The sequence below is a fragment of the bacterium genome (genome assembly GCA_035528375.1).
Lineage (GTDB): Bacteria > RBG-13-66-14 > RBG-13-66-14 > RBG-13-66-14 > RBG-13-66-14 > RBG-13-66-14.
In genome coordinates this window covers 25,422-48,882 of sequence record DATKYS010000031.1, presented here as the reverse complement: position 1 = coordinate 48,882, position 23,461 = coordinate 25,422, and the positions used below count along the sequence as shown (strand labels likewise).

The window sequence follows — 23,461 nt, the reverse complement described above, 5'->3', positions numbered from 1 at the left end:
TTATGCCCCTCTTCGCCGCGGATTACGACTACGAGCTGCCCCGGGAGCTCATCGCCCAGCGCCCGACCGAGCGGCGCGACGGGTCCCGCCTGATGGTCCTGGTGGGCAACCGGCCGCCGGAGCACCGTCCCTTCACCGACCTGCCGAAGATGCTGCGGGAGGGGGACGTGCTGGTGGCCAACGACAGCCGGGTCATCCCGGCGCGCATCCGGGGGGTCAAGCGGGAGGGCGGGGCCGAGGTCGAGGCCCTCCTCCTGCGGGACCTGGGCGACGGCCGCTGGACCGCCCTGGCCAAGCCGGGCAAGCGGCTGAAGCTGGGGACGAGGATTGATTTCCGCGGGGAGCTGGCCGGGGAGGTGCTGGCCAAGCTGGAGGGGGGGCTCGTGGTCCTGGGACTGGCGGGGGCGCGGCCCATCGGAGAGATTCTTGACGAGTTCGGCGAGGCCCCCCTGCCGCCGTACATCGAAAGACCGACCGGAGCCGATTCCCGCGATTCGCGCCGCTACCAGACGGTCTACTCGCGCCGACCCGGCTCCATCGCGGCGCCCACCGCCGGTTTGCATTTCACACCCGACCTCCTGGAACGGCTCCGGGCGCGGGGGATCGAGTGGCTCACCCTAACCCTCCACGTGGGCTACGGCACCTTCGCCCCGCTCCCCGATGGGGACCTGACCGACCACCGGCTCCACACCGAGAGCTTCTCTCTGGGTAAATCCACGGCGCGCGCCGTCAACCGGGCCCGGCTCGAGGGGCGCCGGGTGATAGCCGTCGGCACCACGACCGCCCGGGTCCTGGAGGCGTCGGCCGACGAGACCGGCATCGTTTCGGCGTCCTCCGGCGAGACGGACATCTTCATCCACCCACCCCACAGGTTCCGCGCCGTGGACGGGCTCCTCACCAATTTTCACCTCCCCCGCTCCAGCCTCCTGATGCTGGTCGCGGCCCTCGCCGGGAGGGAGCGGATTCTCGACGCCTACCGGGAGGCGATGGTGGAGGGTTATCGCTTCTACTCCTACGGCGACGCCACCCTCCTCCTGCCCACGGGATGAAAAAAACGGGCGGGTGTGGACACCCGCCCCTACGGCGGCAAGTTGCAAATCCAATCCGTAGGGGCGACCGCCCACGGTCGCCCGCGGGCGGACCTAAAGGTCCGCCCCTACATCATCGCATCGCGGAGGTGAAGGCATGTCCCCTCCCCCCTTTGGGGGGAGGGCTAGGGAGAGGTGTAGATTGCGGCGGGGACTAAAGTCCCCGCCCTACATTTTGGGTACGGAGTTGAATAACCCAACGGGCGGGTGTGGACACCCGCCGCCTCGGATCAATCCCCCGGCCCCCTGTCCACGACCCGCACCTCCGACCGCCAGGGCAGGACGTCCCGGTAGATGACCAGCTTCCGGCTCGCCAGGTTGGCCACCAGCCCGGCCAGGGTGACCGGGATGAGCACCTCGGGCCCGAATATCTCCAGCATCATCACGATAGTCCCGACGGGCGAGTTGGTCAGGGTGACCAGGACCACGGTGATGCCGGTGGCCACGAGGATGGTCTGCTGAACCGGAATCAGATCGGCCACCCCGGCCCCGACCAGGCTGCCCAACATGAGCGCCGGGGCCAGGAGGCCGACGCTGGCGCCGCTCCCCACGGCGAGGGCCACCAGGGTCGCCTTGAGCACCGTCAGGACAAGGGCGTCGGTCCAGGTGACCGGCGCCGACACGCTCACGGTTCGAATCGTCGTCGCCCCCACCGACAGCACCTTGCCCGCCGCCTCCGGGGCGACCAGGACGATGAGGAGGGCGCTCGCCAGGGCGCCCAGGGCCGGCGAGAGCCACCGGGGCAGCCCGGATCGCTCGCGGAGACGCTCGAGCAGGCGGTAGAGGTAGAAGAATCCCGCGGCCACGGCCAGGCCCACGGCGACGACCGACAGGACCGACCCGACCAGCTCCAGGCTGACCGTGGGCGTCCCGGTGGGGTTGAAGGAGAAGAGCGGCTTGTAGAAACCGGTGAGCCGGGTCAACAGGTGCGCCGTCAGAGCGGCCAGGAGAACGGGGAAGAAACGGCGGTATTCGATGTGCTCGTGGTAGAGCACCTCGCAGGTGAAGATGGCCGCCCCCAGCGGAGCCCCGAGGATGGCCGCCAGGGTGGCCGCCATGCCGCAAAGGCCGGCCGTCCTCACACCGTCGGCGTCGAAACGGAAGGCGCGTCCGATCCAGCCGCCCACACCCATCCCGACGTAGGTCATGGGGCCCATCAGCCCCCCGGAGATGCCGCACCCCAGGCCCACCAGGCTCGCGGAGAGCTTGGCCGGCGTATCGAGCGGTTTCTGGCGGGCCCCGTGTTGGTGGTAGCACTGGAGCGTGTCGTCCAGTCCGGCGCCGGAAATCATCTCCCAGTCGTACTTCCCGATGAGACCGACGGCGAGGCCGCCCAGCGTGAGGGGAACGAGAATCCGCCACCAGGCGAGGGTCCCCCAATCCGCCGGCGGCACGCCGCCGTGAATCACCGCGCCGAACCAGACGATGAACTCCCGGGCGCCGATTGCGGCGATTCCGCCCAGGGCGCCCACGAGCAGCCAGACGGTGAAATTTTTAATCCTGCGCACGAGCCTTCACGCACGGTTACGGTCCAGGCGGGCCATCATACACATACGGGGCGGAAAAACCAAGATGGGAGTCCGTGCAAGCTTCGCAATTCCAGTAAAATAAGGCATGGAGGGAATTCAGGCTTGTCAAGGTGCCCCCGTTGGTGTACCCTTTTCGTGGCCGGCGCCCTCTGCGGGGCCCGTAAGCAGAGCGTAAAAAAGAACCAACAATTGTATGAACGGGACCCTGGCTGGATCGAACGCGGCTCGGGCCTTCGCGGCCTACGGCTGACGACGATCCCAAGGCACCCACTTGGTGCAAAGGTTCTGTTAAAGCGAAACTTACGACCACGCGGTACGCCGGCCGCCACTATCGAGACCAGGACCCTAAGGGGTCCTTTTTTTCAGCCGCGGGGCAGGCCCTAGTAGTAGTGGATCTTTAAGTACCGCAGGAGCTCGGCGGCCAGCTTCTCGCTCATCCCCTTCACCTCGGCTATCCGCTCCGGCCTCGCCGCCCGGATTTTTTTCAGCGAGCCGAAGGCGTCCAAAAGCGCCCTCCTCCTCTTCGGTCCGATGCCGGGGATACGTTCCAGTATGGACTGCAACCCCTCGGAGCGGCGCAGTTGCCTGTGGTAGCGCAGGCCGAAGCGGTGGGCCTCGTCCCTGACCCGCTGGACCAGGTGCAGCGCCGGCGAGTCCGGGGGCAGGCGGACCGGCGTCGAGCGCCCCGGGAGGAACAGCAGTTCCTCCTTCTTCGCCAGCCCGGCCACGGCAAAACGGCCCGCCAGGCCGTCTTCCTTCAACTGGACGACCACCGCGCCGAGCTGGCCCTTCCCCCCGTCCACCAGGATAAGGTCCGGCAGCTCGCCACTCTCGGCCAGTTTGGGATAGCGCCGGTGGGCGACCTCGGCCAGCATGGCGCAGTCGTCCGGGCCGGGGGTCTTCAGCTTGTAGCGGCGGTAGAGGTTCTTGGCGGGCCGCCCGCCCCGGAAGCCTACCACCCCGGCCACCGGCTGCTCCGCCCCGAGGTTGGAGATGTCGAGCCCCTCGATGAGGGTGGGGATGACGGGCAGCCGGAGCTTTTCGGCCAGCTCCAGGGCCGCCTCGGCCTGACCGTGCCGACCGAGTTCGGCCAGCAGCTCCTCCTCGAGGTTCTTCTCCGCGTTTTTACGCGCCAGCTCCAGGAGCTCCCGCCGGGCCCCGCGGCGGGGAACGGCGAGGCGGACCCGGACGCGGCCGGGCTTCTGCTCCGGCTCCTCGGACGGCGACGCGCGCAACAGAGCCCGGGCCACCACCATCGGGGAGCTCTCCGAGCGAAGCCGGGACAGTAAAAGTTCCAGATCTTCCCCGTCTGTGGGCTCCTCGGGCAGCACCACCACCCGGGGCACCCAGTCGGCGCCGGTGTAGTACCGAACGGTGAAGGCGGAGAGTACGTCGGCGTCGCTGGAGCCCCGGGTGTGCTCCAGGGAGAAATGCTCGTCGGCGAGCAGAAAGCCCTCCCGGATTTTCAGAAGCTCCACCACCGTCTCCCCGCGGCGGCGGGCCAGGGCCAGCACGTCCAGGTCCTCCTTCCCGGGGCTGACCACGCGCTGCCTGGTCATCACCGATTCCAGGGCCCGCAGGGAATCGCGCAGCTTCGCCGCCCGCTCGTACTCCCGCTTCTGGCTCGCCTGGAGCATCTCGGACCGGAGGGTCTCGACCACGTCGCCCCGGCGGCCCTGGAGGAAGTCTCTGGCCGCCCGCACGTAACCCGCGTAATTCTCCAGGCTCACAAAGCCGACGCAGGGCGCGCTGCAGCGGTCCATGTTGTAGTGGAGGCAGGGCCGCCAGTCGGGCATGGGCGCCGTGCCGCCCTGTTCCCGCCAGACGTGGATTTCCCGACGACAGACGCGCAGCCGGAAGAGCCGCTGGATCGTCCGGATGGTCCGCCGGATGTCCCCGGCGTTGGAGAAGGGACCGAAGAAGAGGCTGCCCCTGGCCCGGGTGTCGCGGGTGACCACGAGCCGGGGGAACTCCTCCTCCGCGGTCACGCGCACGTAGGGGTAGCGCTTGTCGTCTTTGAGGTTGACGTTGTAGGCGGGCTTGTGGAGCTTGATGAGGGACGACTCCAACAGGAGCGCCTCGACGGGATTGGCCGTGATGGTGACCTCGAAGTCCACCACCCGTTTGAGGAGGGAGCGGATGCGGGGGGGATGGTCGGCCGACGGCTGGAAGTATGAGCGGACCCGATTCGCCAGGTCCTTCGCCTTCCCCACGTAGAGCACCCGGCTCCCGCCGCCCAGCAGGCGGTAGACGCCGGGCTCGTGGGTCAGGTTCTTCAGCTTGAGCTCGAGCCCTGCCGCGTAGCCACCCATGGGAGAAATTATACCAGACCCGGGGAGCCCGATAAACAAACACGCCGCATAGGCGCCGAGCGGGACGTGCGCGCCGCCTTCTAGCGGGCTGTGGAGCGATAAAGGGGCGCCCCCGAACACCAGTCACTTACGGCAAGCGATACTCGTAAATCTGCAACGGCGTATCCCCGTAGGGGCGACCGTCCACGGTCGGCCGCGGGCGGGTGTGGACACCCGCCCCTACGGCTAAGGTGTGAATCGCGCCCCCTTGGACGCCCCAGGTACGAATATTTAATGCTACGACTCGACCGACGGAAAGGCCCTCACCTAATCAAAAGGGCGCCCCCTTGGACGCCCCAGGTACGAATATTTAATGCTACGACTCGACCGACGGAAAGGCCCTCGCCTAATCAAAAGGGCGCCCCCTTGGACGCCCTTTTTCGGGAATGAATCGGTTAGAACGAGGTAGCCTTGATGGCACCCCAGGTCGTTTCCAGAGTATTAGCGTCGGGGAGCCTCGTCGGCTCGATCACGTCCAGCCAGTAGTGGTGGTCGGTGCCGCCGGGGGCGGCGGTGTTCGTGGACTCGGTGTAGCCCCAACCGTCGGTGGCGAAGACCGCTATCTGGTAGTGGTCGCACCAAACCGTATATCTCGAGTCTTCGGCAGAAGTTCTCTCGTACGGAACGACTTCGAGAGTGGAGGTGTCTATTGTATGGCTGGTGCTGGTCGTCAGGTTCTCTAGCTTGAGAAACTCCTCCCAGCCCACCACCACATCGGGGTAAATCAGCCGGTCGGCATCGCGCAAGTCTTCCCAAAGCTCGACCGAATAGGCGATCTGCGAAGATCCGTAGGGGTTGTTCTGGGAGCTGGCGGACCAGGAGAAGGGCCCGTAGGGATCACCCTGCTCGACCTCGTAGGCGCCGTCTGAGTCGGGGTCGCTTCCGCCCGGATCGGGGAAGTCGAAGTTGTCGGGCTGGGCGTACACGAAAACCGCCAGCGCCATCTCGTCGGCCGCGGACAGGTTCACGTCGTCCATGTAGGAGTACATGAACCCGAGGAGCCCCCGCTTGTCCTCGGCGCCGACGGTCGCGCTGCCGCCGTTGTCATGCGCCGTTCCCGGCACCTCGGTGTCATCGTAGTTGACCCTTATCTCGTAGGTGGTCATATCGAGGACGACCTGGAGGCTGACCGTGCCGTCCACCAGGTCCTCGTATCCCCGGATGCCCCAGTCGTTCCAGGAGATGATGAAGAGGTTGCCCACCGATTTGTAGTAGCAATGGCTGTTCTCGAGCTTCACCCCGTCGTCCCAGAAGGGGGCGAAGAACGCGTGGGGGTAGTAGGGGGAACCCTCCGAGGGTAGGGGACGGTTCGCGTAATCGTCGTATGAGCCGTCGTCGTAATACGTGCTCTCGAAACCGATGAGGAAGTTCGTGCTGACGTACACGCGGCTGTATGCGCCGCCGCTGCCGAACTTAGCGTTGTTGTAGAACTCAAAATTGCCGGGCAGGGGCACCGAGGCCGCGCTGTCGTCGGCGCCGTCGAAGTCGATCTCTTCACCGTCGCTGATGTCGTACCAGTTGTAGGACGGACCACCGCTCTGGTCGGGGGCGTTGTCTATGTATGCGTAGTACTCGGGATTTCTCATCGTCTCGAGGCTATCTGAATCCCAGTCGCCGTCGTGCTCGGAGCCGATATCGTCCCCGCCCTGTACCTCATCGGGCCGTTCCAGGAAGCGGTCCAGATTCAGACCGATGAAATCGGGGAGGTGGGTCGAAACACACAACGTCTTATCGGCGCAGATGGCGAAGGGGGTTTCGGCGTGCACCATGCACACCAAGACCAACAAAGAGAGAACCAGCAGGAGTTTCCGCATGAGTCTCCTCCATGTATGGCTGAAAGTTAATCCTTATAAGTGCACAAGAGCGTGACCCTTTGCACCGTAAGGGTGTGCTGAAGAGCTATTATACCTTGGAAACCTTACCACGGCCCCCGAGGGGTGTCAAGGGTTTTCCGGCTTCGCCGGCGCATTTATTCAACCGCGCCGGGAACGCCGCCCTCTCTGCAAGGAGGCGGTCAGAAGGGTGAAACGGTTGATCATCCGGTTGTTCAAGTCCTCGGCCCAGTAGCGCCCCGGCGAACGCAGGCCCAATCTGACCGCCAGGGCGTTCACGCCGTCGGTGAGGTACATGCCCGTCCGGGCCACGGCCAGGGGATTTCGACGGCTCCCCCCCGGCGACGATGTCACGGCGATTCCGTAGGTGTAACCGGCCTCCCGGAGGGCGGTCACGACCCGGGCGTCGAAGCGGCCGAAGGGGTAGCTGAAGGCCTCCGGGACCCGACCCAGCTCCCCGGTTATCGCCGCCCGGGACTCGTAGAACTCCCTCTCTAGCGCGGCGTCGTCCAACGCGGTGAGGTCCCGGTGGGTGACGCCGTGGCTTGCGAAACGGACGAGGCCGTCGGCGGCCATCTCCCGCGCCTGTTCCCAACTCAGGTGGCGGAAGGCGCCGCGAGCCAGGGGCTGGTCCCAGTCGTTCGCCCGCCCCATGTAACCGGTCACCAGAAAAACGGTGGCCGGCAGCCCCAATTTCCGCAACACGGGCCACGCCCCCGTGTACACCGATTCGTAGCCGTCGTCGAAGGTGAGCACAACCCCCCTCCCCGCGTCACCGCCACGCCCGAGGGTGTCCAGGTAATCCGTGAGGTGGAGGAACGGGAGCCCGGAGGAACGGACGAACTCCATCTGCCGCCGGAAGGCTCCCACGGTGAGCCAGGTCCCTCCGAGCTCGGGGCGGTTCTGCACCTTGTGGTAGGTCAGGATGACGACCGGCTCGGGGCGCACCGTCCCGTAGCGCCGCCGGTGGTAAAAACGCAGAAAAACGACGAGTAAAAGAAGCCCCGCCCCGAAGGAGAGGATAAGCCAATCGGGGGTCGTCACGGCGCACCGCCGCGGGATAGGGTGAAGCGCGCCCCCATCCGCCTCTCCTCGCCCGGCGCCAGCCGCACCGACCAGGCCCAGACGAGCTGCAGCCCCTGCCAGCTCCTCTTTATCCCCCCCTCGGTGCCCTCGACGGTGATTAAGGGAGATGACCAGAGGTCCGCGACCGGCTCCGCCTCGCTTTTAACGACGAGGCCCGCCCGGCGGTCGGCCAGCGACCAGGAAGCGACGGACCCGCGCCCGTCGCGCCGGGTGATTTTTTGCGGAACCGGCCCCGAACCCCCCGCGCAACGGAGGGTCAACTTGAGATCACGGGGACCGCTGGGCGGCGAGGGGGAGGAATCCAACGCCAGGGTCAGGGCGACCGGCCTCGGCCCGGGGTTGGAGATACGCACCTCGCAACTCCACCCGCCACGGACCGGTGAGTACACGAGCTCGACCTCGACCTTTCCCCGCCCGAGGGGAACCGACCCGGTATAGCCGATCCATCCCCCGTGCACCTCGGGGCCCGTGAGCTCGGGGAAGAGGGCCTCCCCGGTCCCGGCCAGCAGGCGCTCCTTCGCGGCGTTGCCGGGCATGACGACCAGCCGGCAGAATCCGCGTCGGGCCCGGTCCACGGTGAAACCGCGCTCGCCCCCCCGGTGGTACGGCTCGGCGATGCGGGTGAATCCCCCGGCCAGACCGGCGGGCGGGGCCTTGGACAGCCAGTCCAGCACCGCCCCACCGTGATCCAGAACCACCGTCTGCGCCGAGTCGGAAATTACAACCCCGGGCCGGCCGAGCCTCTCGTAGTCGCACAGGGCGACCCGGCGGCGGGAGCCGCGGTCCAGCCGGGCCAGCACCCCGGCCAGGCAACGGTAGCAGTGGTGGCGGAGGAAGTGGTAGTACACCCCTCCGAAGAGGCCGTGCCAGTAGACGTCGTTCACGGCGGCGGCGTCGAGGAGGTCCAGCAGGCGGTCCGCCTCGGCGGGCTCCAGGGTATCTTCCGAGTCGGCGAGGCGGTCACGGGTGTAGAGGTAAGCCAGGTGCAGGCGGCCGGCCGCGGGGTACTTCACCAGAAAGTTGCGCCAGTGGGTTCCCCGGGCAAACCGTTCCACCTCGAGCCGGAGCTCGGGGGCCAGGCCGGCCTCTTCGAGCCGCCCGGGAAGCGACTCCAGACGGGACCGGGCCTCGGTGGGGAGCGCCCAGACCCCCATCCGGTCGTAGGAGGCCGTGGGGAGGTAGACGAGGCGGCGAGGCGGCTCCAGCTCAAGAATATCCGAAAGGAGCGCCGTATCGAGCCAGGGCGGGGCCGAGAGACCATCCAGGAAACGGGCCATCCACCCCTCGCGGTAGCACAGGTCGTAGGTCGTGCCCCGGCGGGCGGGCCAGAGGCCCATCTTCTCGGCGTCGCTCATCACGACCACGACGGCGCGCCCGTCGGCCTCGTTTCGACGGCAACCCGCCAGGTACTCCACGGTCCGCTCCGGCTTCTCCCACGGGATGAGGTACCGGATGGGCTCGTCTATGGGAAAGACCGCCAGGGCCTCCCCGTCGTGCTCCGTGGAGAAGAGGGCGTGCGCCTCCTCCCGTCGCCAGCCCAAATCGAGGAAGTGCCGGTCGTCCAACAGCGTGTAGCGGTACCCGGCGTGGGCCAGGTCGGCGGCCAGTTCCGGCTCCCAGACCCGCTCGGCCAGCCAGGCACCCAGAGGCCGGCGGCCGAAGACTTCCTCCACGCGGGCGGCCAGGCGGGTGAGCTGCCGGTGGCGGTCTCCGGAGGGGATCATGGGCAGAATCGGCTCGTAGTAGCCTCCCCCCAGAATCTCCAACCGACCGGCGGCGACGAGCGAGCGCAGAAGCTCGATGAATGGGCGCCGGGCCGATAGCAGCCACTCCAGGAGCGCCCCGGAGATGTGGAGGTTGAACTTCAACCCGCTCGCCCTGAGCGCACCGACGAGCGGTGAGTAGCTCCGGTCGAAGGCGTGCTCGAAGGTTCCTGGAAAATTACCGGCGGGCTGGTGCAGGTGAAAAAGGACCGGCACCAACAACCGGCCGGACGAGGGGCTTAAGCCCCGTGCCGGGGACTCGCGCGCGAAGGCTCTCCGGTGGTCGGGCATCAGACGGAACCGCCGGGGGGCTCCGGAGGTCTTTCGCCGGGGCTCTTGGGCAGGGTGAAGATGAAGCGGCTGCCCTCGCCGAGCTCCGACTCGACCCAGATGCGGCCGTGGTGGCGTTCGATGATGGCGCGGGTCACCGCGAGGCCAAGGCCCGTTCCGCCGTAGTGGCGGGTGAGCGTCGAATCAACCTGGTAAAGACGCTCGAAGATGCGCTCGAACTCGATCTCGGGGATGCCGATGCCGGTGTCGGCGATCGTGAAGCGGTAGTGGTCCACGGTCTCGACGCAGGAGACGGTCACCGTGCCCTCGCCGATGGTGAACTTGTTGGCGTTCGAGAGAAGATGGGTGAAGACGGTCCGTATTTTGGGAAGGTCAACATCGGCGATGATGGGCTGTTTGGGGAGCTCGAGGACCAGGCTCATCCGCGGGGTGGCGAGGTACGCCGATTGCTCTACGAAGAACTCCTCCAACATTTTGGTCAGGTTGGCGGTTATGAGCTCCGGGGTGTACTGACCGGTTTCGATTTTCAAGAGGTCCAGGAGCTCGATGATGAGGTGGCTCAGGTGGTCGGATTTTTCGATGATGGTTTCCAGGATGTCCTGCTGCTTCTCGTTGATCTCGCCGATGACGCGACCGGCCATGAGCTGGGCGTAGCCTTTGATGACGGTGACCGGGGTGTTGAGCTCGTGGGAAACCATGGAGACGAAGTCTGACTTCATCTTGTCTACCTTCAGGAGCTCCTCGTTGGCCAGGGCGAGTGCCAGGGCGCGCTCGCGCAGCTCCTGGTAGAGGTTGATGTTGTGTATCGCCTGGGAGAGCTGATCGGCGACCGTCTCCAGGGCCGAGATATCCGCCGGATCGAAGGCTTCGGTTTGCGTCGTTTCGAGGTCGAGCACCCCCTTGACCTCCCCCTCGACGAGGAGGGGGATCGCGAGCTCCGCCCCGATTTCGAAAATGCCGGCGGGCATGATGTAGTGGGGATCCTTCGAGGTGTCGGGGACGTAGCGGGTGACGCCGGACCGTGCCGTCCACCCCACGACGCCTTCGGTGGCGGGGGCCCGGTAACCCCGACCGACCAGCACGTCGAAGATGCCCGATTGGGCCTCCAGGACGAGATCGCCCGCCTCGGCGTCCAGTATGAAGAGGGCGACGTTGTCGTAACCCAGGGACTGGTGGATGGCGTTCACGGTTTTACGGAACAGGGGTTCCAAATCGAAGGAGGACAGCGCCAGCCGTCCGAGGGTGTTGATGATTTTCAGCTGCTCCTGTCGCCGCAGGAGCTCACGCTCGGCCTCCTTCGCGGAGGTGATGTCGCGGAGAGACCCCTGGTAGCGGATGTACCCCCCGTCCACCGCCAGGTCGAGGTCCGTCTTGGGGTCCATCACCTCCCGCAGATCACCGTTGCCCCCGTCGTGGATGGATGAAAACCCCAGCTCCTCGCCGGTCATGTGGCGGGGGAAGGCCTTGGCCTCGACGCTCATGGCGACGATGCGCGATGGTCTGGAGCGCGATTGCAGGTGGAACTCCAGCTCCTGACGCCCCAGGCCCGACCTCACCCTTTCAAAGGCGCGCGTCACCGCGGCCCGCCAGTCGGGCATCACGAGGTCCAGAAAGCTCGTCCCGGCGAAGTCCCCCCCCGGCTCGCCGACCAGGGTGGAGAACTGGCGGTTGAAGGTCATGACCTCCAGCTCCTCGTCGAGGACGAAGAGCGCGTCGGTGGCGTCGCGGAAGAGGTTGCGGTAATCGTTCTGCGAGCGCTCCAATTCCCAACGCAGCTTTGACGTGGTAATCGCCTGGGCCGCCAGGTGGGCGAAGGATTCCAGCGGCTGTATCGTCGCCTCGGTGGGCGCGAGCCCGTCCCGGGGGTCGTCCAACGATATGACCCCCAACATCCCCGTGGGCCCTTCGAGAGGCACGAAGAAGAAGTCGTTGGGGTCCCAGTCTATGAACTCCTCCCGAGCGCGCATCGAGGCCAGCCCCTGCTCTCCGATGGTCCCCCGGACCAGCGCCGCGGGCAGGTAGTACGAGCGGCTGATTTTATTGGCGTTCGCCTTAATCCTCTCCAGGTCCTCCAGGCTGAACGGCCGCCTGTCCAGAAGCTCGGCGATTTCCTCCTGCGTCAGCTTCGAGAACGCCACCCTCCTCATCCCCTCCCCCTCGACGAGGGACAGAACCGCCCGCGAGAATGTCGAGTAAGTGGTGATAGCGTCCACAATCGTCTGCCCTATCTTGTAAAAATTCTTCTGGAGGATGATCTCGGCGCCGATGCGCGAGAAGGCCCTCAACCGACCATACGCCTGGTCCAGCTCCTCGAGCGTTTTCTTCTGGTGCTCGATGTCGCGCGCGCCCTGTATTGCCTGGGCAAGGTTCGCGGCGAAGGTCTCGTAGAGCTCCAGGGGAATCCCTCCCCTGGACGGCAGGAACACCGCCACCCCCTCGAAGTGGTCCTTCGACACCAAGGGGGAGACGATGAGCTCCGCTATCCCGACCCCCCGGGCCGACTTGAGGGCATCGTCCCACAGGAGTTTGAGTTCACCGAGGATCTGTGCACCCCCCCCGTTCTCCCCTGCCTCCCGGGTTTCGTGACCCATACGCAGAGAACACCCCGTCGTCTTCATCCGCTCCACAATGTCGTCCATCACCCGCGGGAGCGATTCGGCAGTGAAGAGGGGGTTGCCGCGGGACTCGACGCCCCCGCCTTTCCGCCGGTTCAAAGCCCGCTTGAGCTCGTCCGAGAAGTGGTTCGCCAGCAGGCGGTACGACACTTCCCGCCCTTCGGCGCGCCGTTCCACCGGCGCGAGAACCTGCAGACCGGCCAGCCCGAGAGCCTCGGAGATCTTCCCGCAAAGGAGGTCCAGGAGCTGCGACAGCTCGAGTTCCCGGGTGAGGGACTGGCTTATCTCCCTTATGCTCGTTATGCCGACCATTTCGAGTTCCCGCGCCTCGCGATCACCCTCCTCCCGCTCTTTTTTCAGGCGGATCAGATTGTGGCGCCAGTAGATGACGCCGCCCGCCACCAAGAGGAGGAAGAATCCTACGAACGTGAAAAAGTACCGCCTCTGGGCGTTCTTCGCCGGCGCGATAACCCCTTCGGAGTCTTTGAGGCTCAGGAGCTCAAAGCGGTGCCCACCGAGCTCGAAGGGGCGCAGGACGCCCACCGCCTCGCGGTGCGTGTCGGCCAGGGTCAGCCGGACGGGACCGCCGTAGCCGTTGGTTACGAAGATGGAAGCGAGCGCCGACCGCGGATCCTCCGCTTCCGCTACGCTGCTCAAACTCCGTAGGCCGCGCCTCCCGGACGCCTGCGCGGGGCCCGCCTCTCCGGCGGGCTGAGCCAAAGCGCCGTAGGTCGCGCCGTAGGCCGCACCTTTCCAGCCGGGCGAGTGGTCGAGACCCTGGAGGATCATGCCCGATCCGTTGAGGACGTAACAGGTCGCGCCCGAGTGGATGACCCCGGAGAGGTAACCGCCATCGTTCCGCCCCGCGGAGAAGGCGCGGGAGAGGTCCAGATAGCCTACGATTCGACCCTGAACGGCCCCGCTGCGCACCGGGATGCTCACGGTTACGAAGCAGCCCTCGTCGGTGAGGCAGGGCTCGGACACGCTCACCCCGTCGGGAGACAAGGGGTTTAAACCCCTTGCCTCTGTGGGTTGTTTATCCGCCGGGACGGACGGTGCGGAAGAACCGGGCGGGTAGACGATGACGGCGCCGCCGGCCTCGTCGTAGAAGGCGATGTGGAGGAAGCTCTTGGAGCCGCGCAACTGGGAATGCTCATAAACGGCCGCCATGGCCGCTCGGAGCTCGGCCGTTCCCCGCGCGACCTCGGGGTGGGCCAGAATCGAGATGGAATTGGAAAGGTCGTTGAAGGCCTCGGTGATGCCGTACACCGCCGAGTGCAGGAGATCCTCCTGCTCCACGGCGAAATTCTGCACCGCCTCCCTCCCGGCCCCAATATCGAACAACAGGGTCAGGGTGGTCAGCGCGACCAGAAGCAGCGAGAGGACGATCCAACTGAACTTGAAGAGTTTTGTCCGCATGTAGTTAAACGGGCGCAGTTTAGAATCAGAACCGAATAATACCACAACCCGCGATGGTGAGGCCGCACCACGTTATCCGCGGAAACGAAGGAAGTAAAGCCCCCGGTAAAACGAAGCGAAGCGAAGTAATGCCCCCGGCAAATCCCGACCTCCACCCTCTAACGCCAACGGGCGTCGGCCAGCGCCAGCTCCGCCAGGAGGAATAGGACGGTCAGCGCCAACAGCACGCGCCACAGGGGGAAGGGGACCGGGACGGCCTCCGGGGTCAGCCGCTCCGACATCAGCACCTCGATCGAGGGGCCGAGCAGCCCGTAATCGCCGGGGTCCAGAACGGTGAGGTCGCCCTCGCCGGTCGGGGCGTTGACGGCGAACATCTGTTCGCCCGCATCCGATTCCAGCCTCCACACCCCCAGACGATCGAGCTCGACGCTCCAGGGCCCGTCCCCGTCCAGGATCGTCTCCCCGCCGTCGGGCGCCGTGAGCCTCCCACCCCTCGAAGTCGGAACGGTCAGGACCCGCCCTGCGGTGTACGCAGCCGACTCGGCCTCACCGTAAGCGCAGAACCGGAGCGCCTGGTTGAAAAGGGAGGGGAAGGCCTCCGTGGCGGCGAAGGTCCCGTCCTGGAGCCGATATGGCAGCAGCCAGAGGAGCAGCCTTCCCGTGGAAAATCCCCGGTACGCCAGCGCCGGCTCACCACCCGAGTAGCGGAGGAGAACCCGCCACTCGTCGCTCAGGGCGCAAGCGGCGATGCGGTCGGCGACCGTGCTCCGGGTCAGCTCGCCGAGGGGACCGGCGAGGGGTCGGGTGACCTCGTTCTCGGGAATCCGGCCCAGCCTGTACCCCGCCGCCGCCTCCCGGCGGACCGCCGACCCGATACCCGTCCAGGGGGGGAAGGCGAGCCCGTCCTCGGGCGGTACGGCGATCATCAGGCCGGCGCCCCCATCCAGCCGGGTCTTCACCAACGTTTCCTGCTCCGCGCTCAGTGGTCGCTGGGCGTTCCAGAGTAACACGTCGGCCCCGGCGGCGTCGGTCGTCCCGGCGGCCAGCCCGGGAGCGGTGTCCAGGGCCGTCCCGAGAAGCCCCGCGTCGCCGAGGGTGAAGACGGCCGGCGCCGGATGCACGAGGACCGCCAGCCGCGCGACGTCGTCCACCCCGAAGGCGTCGGACGGCTCGGCGGTGAGTTGGATGACCGTCCAGCCGGGATCGACGGGTACGACACCCATGTCGAACCGGCCTCCGACCGATTCCCGCAGCGACGCCTCCTGGCCGCCGGTGGACAGCCGGTAATCCCGGGGCGGGCCGGTGACCGAGGCGGTCAGTTCCAGCTCGGCCCCGGCCAGGGGCAGGGGATTCCGGGCTCCGAGCTCCTTGATGCCTCCGTTCCGGGCTGAAATACCGGCGGGGTAGACGAGGAGGGGGTAGGGGAATGCGAGCGGCCCGGTGACGCAGGCGGCGGGGAGATCGCTGAACAGCGCCGCGACGCCTTTACCCCCGGAGGTGCCCAGCCTGGAGGCGGCGAACTCCAGGGCCGAGGCGAGATCTGTGCCCCCCAGCCCCGCCTCGACGCCGCCCAGGGCCGCGAGCGCCTCGATAGGCTCCACGGATTCGGCCGCGGGGCGCGGGTGGTCGTCGAAGGCGACTAAATCCACCGGGGTCCCGGCGGGCAGCAGCTTGAGGTACCGCGCGCAGGCGCTCTTGGCCCTCTCGAACCGCTCCCCGCCCGAGTCCACGGCCGTCATGGAGAGCGAGCGGTCCAGCAGGACCACCACCCTCTCGGGGACGCCGCCCAGGATGCCCTCGGAGCGAACGACGGGTCCCGCCGCCGCCAGAACGAGGCACGCCAGGGCCAGGATGCGCAACAGCAGCAGCAGGATTTCCCGGAGCCGCAGACGACGTGCCTGCTCCGCGGCCGTCTGCCGGACGAGCTGTAGGGAGGGGAAGCGGCGCCGATGCCTCTGCCTGCGCTTCCACCAGTACAACAGGAGCGGCAGGAGCGCCGCCGGCAGGGCGAAGAGCAGCCAGGGGGCGGAAAATTGCAGCAAGGCTACCGTCTCAGGGTTCTACGGCCCACCGCGGCCACGAGGTCGGCCCTCCGGGAGAGGAAGCGGCGGAGTGGGCCGGTGAAGGGCTCGTCGGTGGTCAGGCGGAGGTAATCAATGCCCGCCGAGCGTAGCCGACCGGAGATTTTTTCGAAATGCTCCCGGGCGCGCCGGCGGTAGCGCAGGGCGAGCGCCTCACCATCCACCGGCAGGCGGCTGGAATCCTCGGCGTCCTCCAGCAGCAGGGCCCCCTTGAAATCGGGCTCCAGCTCGTCGGGGTCCAGGATGTGCAGGCAGAGGAGCTCGTGCTTGCGGGCGGCCAGGGCGGCCAGGGACGTACCGAGGGCTTCGGGGTCGCCCCAGAGGTCCGAGATGATGACGAACAGGCCGCGGCGGGTGGTCCGGGCGGCGAGCTCCCGGGCCAGGGCGGCGAAATCCGTCCGGCCTCCGGTCTTCAGCCCGCCGAGCGCGGAGAGGACGATGGAGAGTTGCAGGGGCCCCCTCCGCGGCGGCAGGTAGGGCTCTATCCCCTCGCCGAAGCCGGCCAGCGCCAGGCCGTCCCCCTGACGGACGACGATGTAGGCCAGGGCGGCCGCCAGGCTCACCGCGTAGCCCAGTTTCGTCACGCCGCGCGAACGCCCTCCCGCGTAATCCATCGAGGCCGAGGTGTCCACCGCCAACCAGCAGCGCAGATCGGCCTCCTGCCGGAAATTCTTCACGTACAGCCGGTCGGTCTTGGCCCAGACCCGCCAGTCCACCAGGCGCGGCTCGTCACCGGGCCGGTAGGGGCGGTGCTCGACGAACTCCTGGGCCACGCCGCGCAGGGGCGAGCGGTGCAGACCGGTCAGCAGGCCCTCCACCACCAGGCGCGCCCGGAGGCGGAGGTCCCCGATTTCGGCCACGGCGGCCGGATCGAGCGGGTTGAATGCTTCGACCATCGAGTCCTTTTTTATTCAACACAGGATCGTGAGTACACCCGGCGCCGTCAGCCCCAAGGCCGGGCGACCTCAGCGGACCACGGCCAGGCGTGTGGTCACCGTTTCACCGTCGGCGCTCAGGCGCACCAGGTACACGCCCGGCGGTAACTCGGCCGTGTCCAACCCGAAAGAATGACGACCCCGCGGCAGGAACGCGTCCACCGGCGTCGCCACCCGGCGCCCCGCCACGTCGTAAAGCGCGACGGTCACCCGGGCCTCCTCCGGCAGGTTGAAGGCGAGAACCGCCCCCGCGCCCGCCGGGTTGGGGTAGGGCGTCGAGAGCCAAAGCCCATCCCCGTCCCGGACGTACTCCACCTCGATCGGACCCGCCTCGACGTACCCCCCCGTGTCGTCGTAGGCGCGCAGAGTATAGGCGTAGGTCCCAGAGGCCAATCCCGGATCCAAATAAGCGCCCGCGGCCGGGAGCGGCGAGTCCGAGAGCGGCTCTCCGTCCCGCTGAATATCAACCTCGACGGCCCCCTCTACGCACCAGCGCACGAGAACCCCGTCCGCCGCAGGCTCAGCCTCGAAGGAGACGACCGCTACGCCGGCCTCGGGGTCCACGTACCCGGCGAAGATGTCCCCGCCCGAGCCCATCTGGTTGGCGTGCACCCCCTTGCCGGCGCTGACCACGTACTCCCCCCCGGGGGAGATGTCCACCCCGAAGACGGACCCCGGCGTGTAGAAGCCGAACCAGAGGCCGTCGGGCTTGGAATCCCGCAGAATCTGCACCTCGGGGTTGGCCTTGGTTTGGTCGCCCCAGTAACCGACGACGATCCACTCGCCGTCCCGGGAGAGCTCGATCCAGGCGGGGACGTCCTGGTAATCGCCGCCGCCGGGGTGGGTCTCGTACACCCACAGCGGCTCGGAACCGTCGGAGACGTTGAAGCGGGTGACCCAGTTCTGCAGGTATGTGGTCGAGTACCAGACCAGGACTATCTCCTCGTCGTCCGCGGCCACGTCGGCCACACCCGCGTAGTTTGAGCCGGGGTGGTAGTACGTCCAGAGGTGCTCGTAGCTGGACCCGTTCCACCCTAGCACGTTCATCCCGCCGAAGCCGTAGACCACCACCGAGCCGTCGGGGCTGACGCCGAAGCAGTCCGTGGAGGCGCCCAGGTCGTAGGTGTCCTCCAGGGCGCCCGTGGCCACGTCCACGCGGTAGAGAAAAGCGTGGGCCCGGAAGATGCACTTGGTGCCGTCGGCGGTCAGGCGGAGCTGCCGGGGGCTGTAGGCCAGGCTCTCGTCCTCGTAAATCGAGATGGGCTCCGGGGAATTTTCTGCGAAAAACATCACCGCCAGGGAATCGCCGTCGTTGCCCCCCACGGCCAGGACGCCCCCGTCGGCGGAGCAGGCGACGCGCCCCGGACGGTCCACGCTGTAGGGGGCGTAGCCCGCCGCGTCGCCGTCCCAGGTCCAGTCCGGCTCGGGGGATGAGGCGTGGAACTTGTACACCTCGAAGCTGTCGTCCCGGTCGTCGTGCCAGACGCCGTAGAAGACGTCGGCGTCCTCGGCCGCCGCCACCCCGAATTCGCGCTCCCGGTCAAACTCCCAGAGCGGAACGCCGTCGCCGTCCATCTCGAACATCTTACCCCCGCCGTACCAGCCGCCGCTCCACACGTACCCGTCGTCGCAGCCGATGGCGACGCAGTTGCGCTGCGGCCCGCCGTCATCAATGTGGTACTGCCACAGGACGTCGCAGTCGGGCGGCGGCGGGATGGGGCACCCCGCCGCGGATGGGGAGACGCGGGCGCCGTAATCGAGCTCCTCCACGGTCCCCTCCCCGCCGGTCACGAGGATCAGGCCGGTGTCGGTCCCGCCGGCCGCCACCAGCGCCGGCAGCAGAAAAATCAACCAGATAGCTCTTTTCATCGGCACCCCCTGTATGCTGCGATGATTATAGGCAACCCCCGCCCCACGGTCAAACGCGTGAAAAAAGGGGCGAAAAGCCGACCGCCTCCGGAGCCTGACGGCGGACAGGGGCTCAAGCCCCCCGCCTAAAAAAAGGCCGGAGGAAATAATCCGCTCCGGCCTCGTCCTGCGCTTTATCAGGGGTTCGTCTACCCCTGTACGAACACCTGGATCTGGTGATTCGATGTATCCACGATGTAGACGCCGCCCTGGGAGTCAACGATGACGTCCTGGGGCTGGTTGAACTCGCCCTCGGCGTCTCCCTCGACACCGAACTTGAGCTCATAACCTCCATCGGTGTCGAACCGCTGAACACGGTCGTTGTTGGTGTCGGCGACGAAGACCTTATCGTCACCCGAAACCGCGACGCCCTGCGGATAGCGGAAATCGCCGTTGTCCTCGCCCAGCTCGCCCCACGCGGTCAAATACGTCCCGTCGGAGGCGAACTTCTGGATGCGGCAGTTCATCAGATCGGCCACGTAGATGTCGTCCGCGGAGTCAACGGCCACGGCTGCGGGCCGGTCGAACTCGCCGTCGCCCCCGCCCTGCGTTCCCCAGGAGGCGATGAACCCGCCCTCGCCGTCGAAAACCTGGATGCGATGGTTGTAAGTGTCGGCGACGATAACCCGATCCTGGGAATCAACGGCGATGCCGAAGGGGCGATCCAACTCACCGTCGCCGTTACCGCTTTCACCCCAGGTCCTGAGGAAAGTCCCCGAGGCGTCGAAGACCTGGACGCGATCGTTGAAGGTGTCCGCGACGTAAACATTGGCGCCCGAGTCGAGCGCAACGTCGTTGGGGTACAGGAATTCGCCGTCCCCGGTGCCGAAGCTTCCCCAGGCCAGGAGGAAGACGCCCTCCGAATCGAAGACCTGTATCCGGTTGTTCTCCACATCCGCGACGTAGACGTTCGTCTGGTCACCCTGCGCGATACCGCGCGGGCTTTGGAACTGCCCCTCTTCATCGCCCTCGCTCCCCCAGGCGAAGGAGAACTCGTAACCTTTATCGCCGGGGCCCGTTCCCGTGTCACAGGAAATCACCGTGAGAAGCCCGGCGGCTAAAAGGACCGTGAGAGCCTTTTTATTTTTACCCATGTCCCACCTTTCCGTACGGGCTATCGTCAACGGGCGATGACCAGTCTCTTGACAGTGGCGAAATCACCGGCCCGGAAACGGTAGAGGTAAACACCACTGGGGAGCGGAGCTCCTCCTGCATCGAGACCGCGAAAGACGACCTCGTGCACACCCGCTTCCTGTTCGCCGTCCACCAGTGTACCCACCAGCTGGCCCGCGAGGTTGTAGACGTTCAACCGGACGTACCCCCGGTCGGGCAGGCTGTAGCGGATGGTGGACTCATCGGTGAAGGGATTCGGGAAGTTCTGGGAGAGGGTGCACCTGGCCGGCGCGGTTTCTCCACCGGCCACGGCGTAAACGGGACCGAAGGTGGAAACCGACCCGTCGTTGAAAATCGCCTCCAGCTTGTAGGAGTACGACTCCCCGTCCAAAGCGCCCGTGTCGGTAAAGACGAAGGGTGAGTCGCCGGTCAAGAGCAGACCGTTGAGTAGCCGCCAATCACTCGGCGAGGCCGCCGTACGCGGGTCGGACGGTCGCGACGGTGAGGCGGTGGCGGGGACGATGGTGCAGGTATCCGCCGGAATGCGGCTCCGGCGGAGCACGTTCCAGCCCACGAGGCCCGAGAGGGGAGCGGCGGTGCTCCAGTGAACCTCAACGCCCTCCTCGACGCCGCGGGCGTATAAATCCGTCAATACGATGTCCAGGGCATCCTGGTCCACGTAGAGACGGACGGTGACGTCCCCGACCTGGGCGCAGTTGACCTGATCGTAGTTGGAAAAAACCAGATACCACTTGCCGTTGTCGGGAAGCATGAAGGTAAGCGAGCCGGAGCCGGAGTCCTCGGTTATCCCATAGGCCTCGAAGGACTCACCGGAGACGAACGACTGGTAGTTGGCCTCGTCGCAGAAGAACAGCTCGAAGTTGCCTGTACCAACGTTGTCGTAGCTGTAGGTGGTGCCGTAGACGCTCTCGCCGAACTTGTACTCCCAGGGCAGATTGTAATCCACCTCGAACTTGTACTGGTCGGCGGGGTCCGACGGGGGGTCCGCCTCGCTCACCGGCAACAGCGGCATGATCCCGCCGTTCTCCAGCCGCACGTCCAGCGTGTAGTGCTCCTCCGCCTGGGCGTTGTCAATGATCTTCACCGTGCCGCTGCCTTGGGGATAGCCGCCGCCGAGTTCGGCCGAGAAAACCTTGAGGTTGTAGTCCCTGCCGGCTGGGGGCCCGCAATCCGGGTCGTCGTCGCCGAGGACGAAATAGGCCTTTCCCGTCGAATCGGTTGTATCCCAGGCCGTCCAGCCCTGACCACCGTAGAGGCTGTCCGTGGCTATCTTGCAGAAGGCGCCGTCAACCAGGTTGCCGTCCAGGTCCCGCACGGTGAGGTCCAGGGTGCAGTACTCGGAGTAGCCGCTGTCAATCACCTGGTAGTTGTAGTGGTCGTTGCGCCAGTCCCAGATGCCCGACACCTCCTTGCCGCCGCCCACGTCGGGATCGTAGCAGATGCCGTAGTTGTCTATGTGGGTCGGACCGGGTGAGGGTGGGGAGCCGGCGGGGGCGCCCCAGCTCACCTGGTAGGGGTGCCAGCCTTCGTCCCAGAACTCGCACCAGACGTGGTCCTCGACGATGTCCATCGCCGAGATGCAGGGGATGAGCGCGGTCCTGGTGCCGGCGCACAAGAGGTCCTGCAGCTCGCCGCAGTTGCCGTTGTGATCGGTGATGATCAGGTTAGGCTGGATGGGCCGCGGGTTCGAGGCCTGGTTGGCTACGTGGCGCGACACCCAGTTGCCGATGACGTCCAGCGCCATGTCGTCGTCCGAGAAGGGCCGACCGCCGTCCAGGTTATCGTGCGGCTGTCTATCCCAGACGATCTCGGTCTGCGACAGCAAATCGAAGAGCTCGCGGTTCAGGTAGTCGGGATGGGTGTAATCGAAGAGGAACTCGCGCCAGAACTCGTTGTAGACCTCGGAGTCCATCTTGGGCGCCTCGTCGGAGCACCTGGGATGAACGATGTACCAGTAATAAAATTCCCGCGGCATCTCGATCCAGGTTTTTTGCCCCTCGTCCTCCACGCAGTACTCGACGGTGGAGTAGTAATCACCCGGGGGAGCGCCGTAGTCCACGATGTTCACGTAGTTCAGATACTCGTCGTTGGAGTAGCAAAGCCGGGCGTTCACCTCTAAAAGTGCCTCGTCGAGGGGGATGAAGTTGAAGTAGGAGATGTGGGCCACCTGAAAGGCGACTTCGTCCACGTAGGGGGGGCTCGCCGAGAGGATGGCCTGAGCCGCCCTGTCCTGGATGGTGGTGCCGAATCGGCTGAGATTGGTTGCAAGATCGTCGTAAAGCCATTCCGGCGCGTAATCGAGCGCCTGGTGGGCCAGCTCGGTCAGCGGGTCCTCCGGCGGCACCTCGACCAGGGATTCGCTCGCCCGATCGAAGTACAGGGCGAAGTACTCCGACTCCGGCACCATCCGCCGCCCGTGGTAGACGTCAATGAGCTGCCAGTCGTAGGTCGGCTCCATCTCAGGCGACAGTGCTCCCTCTCCCTCCGAGGTTTCCTCCCGGTCCTCGCCGGTTACAACAACGCCGGTGGCCGCCAGGTTGGTCCCGACGACGGGGCCGGGAGGCAGGCTCCCCTCGGGAAGGACGGTCGTGCATCCAGCGTCTTCGGGAACTTGCTCGGCAAACGCAAGAAGAGGAAGCGCCAGGAAGACGACGACACATGAAGTGAACGGGTAACATCCGCTCCTTCTCCAAAACATGATACCTACCTCCTATGATCTCATTTATGCACCTATTAACTTAATACGAAAACAGTCGGTAGTCAACAACGTACAAAGAGATGGGCCGTTTTTCCCCCTTCTTTCACGCCAAAGCAGCGAAGAAACCCGAACCGCGGCATGAAAAAAGGGCGATCCGGCGCAATCGCCCAGCTTCCAGCTGATGGCGTACTTAAAACACCTCGCCCCCCAGCTCCTCGGGCGGGACCATACCCCTGGGATGACGGATCTTCCAGTCGGTGAGGTCGGCGTCGGACTCGAAGCCCGAGCCGGTGAGGGAGATACCCCCCTTCTCATAGCTCACGGCCCGCTCGGTGAACAGGCGCTGCTGGCGGTTGTCCCACCCGAGCACCTCGGTCTCGAGGACGGCCCCGGCGTCGGAAACGACCACCACTCCGGTCCGGGCCTCCATGTCGTTGGTCAGGAGGTTGACCGTGCCCTCCTCGGCGTTGAGGACGGCCACGTGCTCGCCGTTTTTGTAGAAATCCACCCGGGGGTGCTTGGCCACCGCCTGGTGCGTGTCGTCCCAAACGAAGGCCAGCTCGGCCACCAGCTCCCAGGTAAGCTCGCCGCCCTCGCTCTGCCGGAGGGTGAACTTCTCTATCTCCTGGTCGGGGTCTCCCTCCACCGGGAAGAAATCCACCGGGCGCTCCTCCCCGCAGGCCAGGAGCAGAAGGGCGGTGAAGAAAATTGGAATCGTTTTCATATCACTC

13 protein-coding genes are annotated in these 23,461 nt (G+C 66.2%); 1 reads left to right on the top strand and 12 read right to left on the bottom strand.

Translation table 11 applies throughout. The features are described from left to right. The first annotated feature begins 2 nt into the window (after positions 1 to 2). Positions 3 to 1,049, top strand: coding sequence for a tRNA preQ1(34) S-adenosylmethionine ribosyltransferase-isomerase QueA (queA, locus tag VM054_02020; GenBank protein HUT97837.1), 1,047 nt, complete (start codon positions 3 to 5; stop codon positions 1,047 to 1,049). A gap of 269 nt (positions 1,050 to 1,318) precedes the next feature. Here the strand turns inward: queA and VM054_02015 are convergent, their stop codons facing one another. From VM054_02015 to lptC, 12 genes are all read right to left on the bottom strand, one after another. After that, positions 1,319 to 2,596 (bottom strand): chloride channel protein, encoded by a 1,278-nt coding sequence (locus tag VM054_02015; protein ID HUT97836.1) that lies wholly within the window; start codon positions 2,594 to 2,596, stop codon positions 1,319 to 1,321. Positions 2,597 to 2,997: 401 nt separating this feature from the next. Further along, a complete protein-coding gene (gene uvrC, locus VM054_02010) occupies positions 2,998 to 4,929 on the bottom strand; it encodes an excinuclease ABC subunit UvrC (GenBank protein HUT97835.1) in 1,932 nt (643 codons plus the stop codon). 434 nt (positions 4,930 to 5,363) lie between these two features. Beyond that, positions 5,364 to 6,782, bottom strand: coding sequence for a hypothetical protein (locus tag VM054_02005; GenBank protein HUT97834.1), 1,419 nt, complete (start codon positions 6,780 to 6,782; stop codon positions 5,364 to 5,366). A 159-nt stretch (positions 6,783 to 6,941) separates the two neighbouring features. Then, a complete protein-coding gene (locus tag VM054_02000; GenBank protein HUT97833.1) occupies positions 6,942 to 7,844 on the bottom strand; it encodes a polysaccharide deacetylase family protein in 903 nt (300 codons plus the stop codon). Further along, positions 7,841 to 9,865: an alpha-amylase/4-alpha-glucanotransferase domain-containing protein gene (locus tag VM054_01995; GenBank protein HUT97832.1), complete on the bottom strand. Its 2,025-nt coding sequence runs from the start codon at positions 9,863 to 9,865 to the stop codon at positions 7,841 to 7,843. The genes VM054_02000 and VM054_01995 overlap by 4 nt, the downstream gene beginning before the upstream one ends. A 74-nt stretch (positions 9,866 to 9,939) precedes the next feature. Further along, a complete protein-coding gene (locus tag VM054_01990) occupies positions 9,940 to 13,974 on the bottom strand; it encodes an ATP-binding protein (GenBank protein HUT97831.1) in 4,035 nt (1,344 codons plus the stop codon). Positions 13,975 to 14,132: 158 nt separating this feature from the next. Next, the gene (locus VM054_01985) at positions 14,133 to 16,016 is read right to left on the bottom strand and encodes a VWA domain-containing protein (GenBank protein HUT97830.1); all 1,884 of its coding nucleotides are present in this window, start codon (positions 16,014 to 16,016) and stop codon (positions 14,133 to 14,135) included. A gap of 2 nt (positions 16,017 to 16,018) precedes the next feature. Then, on the bottom strand, positions 16,019 to 16,951 hold the full coding sequence (locus tag VM054_01980) for a DUF58 domain-containing protein (protein ID HUT97829.1): 933 nt from the start codon (positions 16,949 to 16,951) through the stop codon (positions 16,019 to 16,021). Between the two features lie 69 nt (positions 16,952 to 17,020). Next, the gene (locus VM054_01975) at positions 17,021 to 18,859 is read right to left on the bottom strand and encodes a T9SS type A sorting domain-containing protein (protein ID HUT97828.1); all 1,839 of its coding nucleotides are present in this window, start codon (positions 18,857 to 18,859) and stop codon (positions 17,021 to 17,023) included. 188 nt (positions 18,860 to 19,047) lie between these two features. Beyond that, the gene (locus tag VM054_01970) at positions 19,048 to 19,992 is read right to left on the bottom strand and encodes a 6-bladed beta-propeller (GenBank protein HUT97827.1); all 945 of its coding nucleotides are present in this window, start codon (positions 19,990 to 19,992) and stop codon (positions 19,048 to 19,050) included. 26 nt (positions 19,993 to 20,018) lie between these two features. Beyond that, on the bottom strand, positions 20,019 to 22,730 hold the full coding sequence (locus VM054_01965; GenBank protein HUT97826.1) for a FlgD immunoglobulin-like domain containing protein: 2,712 nt from the start codon (positions 22,728 to 22,730) through the stop codon (positions 20,019 to 20,021). 190 nt (positions 22,731 to 22,920) lie between these two features. Beyond that, on the bottom strand, positions 22,921 to 23,454 hold the full coding sequence (gene lptC / locus VM054_01960) for an LPS export ABC transporter periplasmic protein LptC (GenBank protein HUT97825.1): 534 nt from the start codon (positions 23,452 to 23,454) through the stop codon (positions 22,921 to 22,923). Positions 23,455 to 23,461 lie beyond the last annotated feature (7 nt).

Excerpts from the sequence above, each read along its gene's own strand:
- queA (HUT97837.1), top strand. The coding sequence starts at position 3 with ATGCCCCTCTTCGCCGCGGATTACGACTACGAGCTGCCCCGGGAGCTC.
- uvrC (HUT97835.1), bottom strand. The coding sequence starts at position 4,929 with ATGGGTGGCTACGCGGCAGGGCTCGAGCTCAAGCTGAAGAACCTGACC.
- VM054_02005 (HUT97834.1), bottom strand. The coding sequence starts at position 6,782 with ATGCGGAAACTCCTGCTGGTTCTCTCTTTGTTGGTCTTGGTGTGCATG.
- VM054_01990 (HUT97831.1), bottom strand. The coding sequence starts at position 13,974 with ATGCGGACAAAACTCTTCAAGTTCAGTTGGATCGTCCTCTCGCTGCTT.
- VM054_01980 (HUT97829.1), bottom strand. The coding sequence starts at position 16,951 with ATGGTCGAAGCATTCAACCCGCTCGATCCGGCCGCCGTGGCCGAAATC.
- VM054_01975 (HUT97828.1), bottom strand. The coding sequence starts at position 18,859 with ATGAAAAGAGCTATCTGGTTGATTTTTCTGCTGCCGGCGCTGGTGGCG.
- VM054_01970 (HUT97827.1), bottom strand. The coding sequence starts at position 19,992 with ATGGGTAAAAATAAAAAGGCTCTCACGGTCCTTTTAGCCGCCGGGCTT.
- VM054_01965 (HUT97826.1), bottom strand. The coding sequence starts at position 22,730 with ATGTTTTGGAGAAGGAGCGGATGTTACCCGTTCACTTCATGTGTCGTC.
- lptC (HUT97825.1), bottom strand. The coding sequence starts at position 23,454 with ATGAAAACGATTCCAATTTTCTTCACCGCCCTTCTGCTCCTGGCCTGC.